The 1,108-nt window shown below is 67.2% G+C and carries 1 protein-coding gene; it reads left to right on the top strand.

Annotated elements, in window-relative coordinates:
- Window positions 1-53 precede the first annotated feature (53 nt).
- Window positions 54-1,100: an IS30 family transposase gene (locus IEZ24_RS21405; protein ID WP_129457168.1), complete on the top strand. Its 1,047-nt coding sequence runs from the start codon at window positions 54-56 to the stop codon at window positions 1,098-1,100.
- Window positions 1,101-1,108: the final 8 nt, after the last annotated feature.

Genomic DNA, 1,108 nt, shown 5'->3' on the forward strand with positions numbered 1-1,108 from the left:
GGCGAACTCAACCGGTTGTTGCAACTCGATCGTGAGGTGAGAGGTTGCGGCGCATGCCGGGAGTGAGGTTGACCGCGGATCAGCGGTTGGTGATTGAACGGGCGTATCTGGCGGGTTTGCCGCAGGCCACGATCGCGGCGTTGGTGGGCAAGCATCCTTCGACGATCTCGAGGGAGCTGCGGCGGGCGGGGTCGTTCGGGGTCAGGTCGCCCCGGATGCGGACGGCACGAGCCGCGGGACGGGGGTACCAGCGCAAGTACAGCGCGAAGTGGTCCCAGCGTGAAGCTGCTCGCAGGGCACGCCGGCCCAAGGCCCGGCGGCTGGATCATGGCCCGTTGCGGGAGAAGGTGTGGGAACTGCTGCGCGATGACTGGTCGCCGGAGCAGATCGCGGCGATGCTGCCGGTGTTGTTCCCACGCGATCTGAGGATGCGGGTGTCGCACGAGACGATCTACCAGTCGCTGTTCGTCCAGACCAAGGGCGAGCTCAAGCGTGAGCTGACCGCGCACCTGCGCACCCGCCGGCAGCGCCGCAAGGCCCAGAGCGGTGGCGCGAAGCGCGCCACGCTCGGCATCACTGATGACATCAGGATCTCCGCGCGTCCAGCCGAGGTCGAGGACCGGGCAGTGCCCGGGCACTGGGAGGGCGACCTGCTGCTCGGCGGCACCGGGAAGGGTGCGGTGATCACCTTGGTGGAACGCTCCTCGCGGTTCGTGCTCCTCGCACCACTCCCAGGTCGCCACACCGCCGACATCGCTCGGATGAAGCTGAGCGAGATGATCGCGACCCTGCCGCTGGAACTGCGCAAGTCGATCACCTGGGACCGCGGATCAGAGATGGCCCAACACGCCCGGTTCAAGACTGAGACCGGCATCCCGATCTACTTCTGCGACCCCCAGTCGCCCTGGCAGCGCGGCACCAACGAGAACACCAACGGGCTGCTGCGCCAGTACTGGCCCAAGGGCGCCGACCTGCGCCACCTCACCGACACCGACTGCGAGGCCGTCGCGCTAAAGCTCAACACCAGACCACGCAAGACTCTCGAGTGGCAGACTCCCGGCCAGGCCCTCAACAAGAGGCTCGTTGCAACAGCCGGTTGAACTCGCGC

It is taken from the genome of Nocardioides ganghwensis (assembly GCF_014779655.1).
Lineage (GTDB): Bacteria > Actinomycetota > Actinomycetes > Propionibacteriales > Nocardioidaceae > Nocardioides > Nocardioides ganghwensis.

Excerpts from the sequence above, each read along its gene's own strand:
- IEZ24_RS21405 (WP_129457168.1), top strand. The coding sequence starts at position 54 with ATGCCGGGAGTGAGGTTGACCGCGGATCAGCGGTTGGTGATTGAACGG.